The organism is Candidatus Angelobacter sp. (genome assembly GCA_035607015.1).
Lineage (GTDB): Bacteria > Verrucomicrobiota > Verrucomicrobiia > Limisphaerales > AV2 > AV2.
In genome coordinates, this window is record DATNDF010000296.1 from 1 (window position 1) to 4,786 (window position 4,786).

Here is a 4,786-nt window from a genome sequence, read left to right on the forward strand (position 1 = left end):
AACCAAAGCGACAACAGTGCTCCTTTAGCCGGGGCGGCCTATATTTTCACCTCCGAGGACTTCCGCCCCTCTCTTGCGTTGATGCCTGACGCCGGTGGAAGTTACACTCTTGAGTGCCATGGGGTCCCTGGTCTCACTTACCGATTGCAACGTGCGCACAACGTCACCGGTCCGTCGTGGGACATCATCGACACGGGGACTGCGCCCGTGTCCGGGCTGATCGAATTTCGCGATGCGGCCCCGCCGTCAGGCCAGTCCTTTTATCGTGCCGTTCAGCCTTAACTCTTTTAACTCCAGCAACTGGAAATCGCCCGGGAGCATACCAGGACAGGTCCCGTTGCCTGTCGGGCCCGGATTGTGTCAGTTCTTTTGCTCCGGTCGTTGTCCTGGGAAATTCTCTTCGCTGCTGCCGATCCATGCGCGGGCCATTCAATAAGCACGCCTGTTGAATTAGTTTGAACCAATCGCAGGGACAAAGCATCGAATCCCCCGAATAACCCGTGGATTGAGTTGGCGTTCCTTGCCCCGCTCGACCATGAATATCGCATGACCAGGAAAGGCACATGGCTGGCCGGATTGATGGCATTGCTCGGCCTGGCGGCGGGAATCGTCATTGGGCGCACCACCCGGGGGCGCGGTCTCGTATCCCCCGCGGCTCCGCAAACTGCGGCTTTGAAAGCCGGCTCCACTGCGCGTCCACGGACGTCCGCGACGAACCGGGCTGCCTTCCGGCCGGGAGAATCCGCGTCCAGGACGTCGGTTGATCCGTCCCCGACGATTACGCTGGACGAGGCTGCCGCCGCCATTCAGACCGCGTTGGGGGAGCGGGATCCGTCCAAACGCTTCGAAGCGATCCAGAGAATTGTCGGCGGCATCCGCCTCGCGGACCTTACAAAGGCGCTCTCGCTGGCCGACAGCATTCCCGCCCGTGACTTGCGAAGTAATTTCGTCGCCGGCCTCCTCACGCGTCTGGCGGAAGGCGAGCCCGTCGCCGCGATGACCCATGCGCAGGCAATCAAAAGCGTTTCAGAGCGCAACCGGGCCATCCTGACCGTGCTGGGGGTCTGGGCGCGGCACGACGCAACGGCCGCGATCGCTTTTTACCAAGGAATGCCGGCCGGGCCGCTTCGCAATCAGGCAACATGGAATGTCGTTTCCGCGCTCGCGCAGGAAAACCCGCAAGAGGCGCTCACTTTCGTCCAGGCCCTGCCCGCCGGACCGAATCGGCAAAATCTCTACGAGACCATATTCAACCAGTGGGCCAGTGTGGATCCAGCCGCCGCCGCCGCAAAAGCGCTGGAATTCAAATCGGGATCATCGCAGCAGAATTTCTTCGGTAATATCGCCAGCCAATGGGCCGCCAAGGATCCCGCCGCCGCCATTGCGTGGACAAAAAGTCTGCCTGACGGCAACGGCAGGCGAATGGCCACGCAAAGCCTGGTTTACGGACTGGCCAATTCGGATCCGAAGATGGCCGCCGATTTCGCGTTGTCTCTGCCCGCAGGACACTCCCGCGATCAGGCCATCGGCGCGGCGGCAACGGCGTGGGCAAACCTGGATTTGCAGGACGCCGTTGCCTGGGTGCAAAAATTGCCGGATGGTCCGGCGAAGCAGGGCGCATTGAACAACGTGAGCTGGCAATGGGCGCAAACGGACCCGCAGGAAGCGGCGACTTATGCACAGACAGTGGCCACTGGAAACATACAAAACAATATTCTGGGCAACATCGCCAGTCAGTGGGCTCAAACCGACCCGCAGGCCGCCCTGAACTGGGCGTCCAGTCTTCCGGCAGGGCAGGGACGCACCAGCGCTCTGCAAAACGCACTTACCTCCTGGGTGCAGACCGACCCGTCCGCCGCCGCCGCGTACGCGTTGACGCTTGCCCCGGGTCAGGCCAGAAACCAGACCCTGGCCAGCATTGCCGGTCAGTGGGCGCAGTCGGACCCGGGATCGGCCCTCGAGTGGGTGAAAAACCTGCCCGCCGGCCCGGCTCAGCGCGACGCGGTTCGTCAGGTGCTGTATCCATTGTTGAACTCGGATCCGACGGCTGCGTTCGACCTGGTTCTCTCGTTTCCACCGGGCCAGACGCAAAACGAAATGGCCGGCCAGGTTGCGTCGCATTTGGCGAACGCCGATCTGTCCGCCGCGGTCGCGTGGGTGCAACAGTTGCCGGAGGGACGCGCGAAGGAAAGTGCGCTGCAAAACATGAGCTGGCAGTGGGCCCAGACTGATCCGCGCGGCGCGGCGGCCTACGCGCAGAACCTCCCGGCCGGAAGCGCGCGCGATAATTTCCTGAACAACGTCGCCTCGCAATGGGCGAACAATGACCCTCAATCCGCGCTCGCCTGGGCGGCTCAACTCGCGCAGGGTAATGAACGCGACCAGGTGTACCGAAACATCACTTCGGCGTGGGCACAACAGGCGCCGCGCGACGCCGCGAAATTCGTCGCCGGCCTTCCTGCCGGCGAAGGCCAGAACAGCGCGGCGCTGGCCGTGGTCAGCGCGTGGTCCTCGTCCGACCCGCAATCGGCCGCCGCGTGGGCTGCGGGGTTTCCGGAAGGCGTCTTGCGCGATGGCGCGTTCGAAGCACTGGCGCGCCAATGGTCGCAGAACGATCCAAACGGCGCCGCCGCGTGGTTGAAGTTGCTTCCGGACGGACACGCGCGTGACGCGGCGCTGAATTCGTTCGTCAACAGCACAAGCTGGCAGTACCCGGAACTGGCGGCGCAATGGGCGCCCTCCATCGGCGATGAGCAAACGCGCCTCAATCAGATGGAAAATATCGCCCGCAACTGGTTGAATGTGGACGAAAACGCCGCCCGCGCCTGGATCGCGCAATCGCCTTTGCCCGAAGAAAGGAAGAAACAGTTTCTGGGCCGTGGCCGGTGAAACAGCCTGCCAGTCCCCGCATGAAAACTCTTGTGCCGCGGGAAGGAGTCGGGAAAGGTTTGCCGTGACGCCCTATCGATCAACATGGTCCGACATTTGACCCGATTCCTTTTCTGTTTCGCGCTCCTTGCCCTGACGAATCCTGCTTGCGGTGAAGACTGGCCCGCCTGGCGCGGACCGCGCGGTGACGGAACGAGTCTGGAGACCGACGTTCCGCTTGGCTGGAGCGCGACCAGCAACATTGTCTGGAAGGCAGAAATCCCCGGCAGCGGCCACGCGTCGCCGGTCCTCTGGGGCGATCGCATATTCATTCCGACAGCATTGCCCGACGCTGAGGACCGCGTGTTGCTTTGCCTGGAACGGAAGACCGGACGCATTCTTTGGCAGAAGACGGTCGTCCATTCGCTGCTGGAAAAAAAGCACGCGCTCAACAGCTATGCCTCCAGCACGCCGGCGACGGACGGCAAACGGGTTTACGTAGCGTTCCTCGACCGTCAGGAAATGGTCGTGGCTGCGTTTGATTTTGAGGGACATCAGAAATGGCTGGTGCGCCCCGGCCCCTTCGCGAGCATGCACGGTTTCTGCAGTTCGCCAGTTTTGTTCGAGGACAAGGTCATTGTGAACGGCGACCACGACGGGGATTCCTACCTGGCGGCGCTGTCGCGCGACACCGGCCAGACCCTCTGGAAGACTCCCCGCGAACATCACACCCGAAGCTATTGCGCGCCGCTCATTCGCGAACTCGCCGGCCGGACACAGATGGTGCTGTCCGGGGACAAGTGCGTGGCAAGCTACGATCCGCGCAACGGCCGGCGGCACTGGATCATTGATGGTCCCACCGAACAATTCGTCGCTTCGCCTGTTTACAGCGGGAGAACCGGGCTGATTTACATCACGGGCGGATTCCCGGACCATCACATCCTCGCCGTCAATCCGGACGGCCACGACAACGTGACTAAAACGCATGTCGTGTGGCACGCAACCCGGGGCGCGGCATACGTGCCGTCGCCGATCATCGAGGGCGACTATTTCCTGATCGTCTCCGATTCCGGCGTGGCCCATTGCTTCGAAGCGGCAACCGGCAATTTGGCCTGGCAGGAACGGATGGGAGAGCACCATGCCTCGCTCGTTTCCGCCAACGGGCTGGTTTATTTTCTGAACGATGAAGGAATCACACACGTCGTGAAACCCGGCCCCAGATTTCAACTCGTCGCCAGAAACGAACTTGGAGAGAAGTGTTTTGCTTCGCCGGCAATCAGCGGAAGGCAGCTATTCATTCGCGGTCACGAACACCTGTTCTGCATCGGTCGCGAATAATCTCACCGGCGACGGCGCGCGGGACCGAAATAATAGCCACCGCTCAGACGCACTCCCCGCATGCGACGCTCATGGGCGGGCTGCTGGTCGCGCTTCTCATCGAGAATGACGGTATACTTGTAGTTGAAGTTCTCCAGCTTCACGCGTTCCACCTTTTGTCCGATGAACCGCTCGATGGCCTGCACATGTTTCATGTCCTCCGCCACCATCAGGGTGAAAGCGTCGCCGCTGGCCTCGGCGCGGCCGGTCCGGCCGATCCGGTGCACGTAATCTTCCGGATGTTGCGGCACGTCGAAGTTGATGACGTGGCTCACGTTGGCGATATCCAGCCCGCGCGCCGCGATGTCGGTCGCGACGAGCACCTCGTAATGGCCGTCGCGAAAACCGCGCAGCGCCTGCTCCCGTTCCCGCTGGGTCCGGTTGGAATGCAGAATGGCCACCGCATGATTGTTTTTGCGGAGCAGGTTGCCGATGCGGTCGGCTCGATTCTTGGTGCGGCAAAAAACAATGACGGAATCGTAGTTCACCCGCTCGAGCAATTCGCGGAGCAGGTCGCCCTTTTGATCCTCGGCCACGGGAT

The 4,786-nt window shown here is 62.0% G+C and carries 4 protein-coding genes; 3 read left to right on the plus strand and 1 reads right to left on the minus strand.

Going from position 1 to position 4,786, the window contains the following annotated elements; genetic code table 11:
* The 3 genes from VN887_11835 to VN887_11845 all read left to right on the plus strand — a co-directional run.
* Window positions 1–282, plus strand: a 282-nt coding sequence (locus tag VN887_11835; protein ID HXT40694.1) for a hypothetical protein, incomplete at its 5' end; no start/stop codon positions are given.
* A 264-nt stretch (window positions 283–546) separates the two neighbouring features.
* On the plus strand, window positions 547–2,889 hold the full coding sequence (locus VN887_11840) for a hypothetical protein (protein HXT40695.1): 2,343 nt from the start codon (window positions 547–549) through the stop codon (window positions 2,887–2,889).
* Between the two features lie 84 nt (window positions 2,890–2,973).
* Window positions 2,974–4,206, plus strand: a complete 1,233-nt coding sequence (locus VN887_11845) for a PQQ-binding-like beta-propeller repeat protein (GenBank protein ID HXT40696.1) — start codon at window positions 2,974–2,976, stop codon at window positions 4,204–4,206.
* 2 nt (window positions 4,207–4,208) lie between these two features.
* Here VN887_11845 and VN887_11850 read toward each other — a convergent pair.
* Window positions 4,209–4,786: C-terminal helicase domain-containing protein (locus VN887_11850; GenBank protein ID HXT40697.1), on the minus strand; the 578-nt coding region annotated here is incomplete at its 5' end.

Bases quoted from the DNA above. Each gene is read 5' to 3' on its own strand.
- VN887_11840 (HXT40695.1), top strand. From the start codon at position 547: ATGACCAGGAAAGGCACATGGCTGGCCGGATTGATGGCATTGCTCGGC.
- VN887_11845 (HXT40696.1), top strand. From the start codon at position 2,974: ATGGTCCGACATTTGACCCGATTCCTTTTCTGTTTCGCGCTCCTTGCC.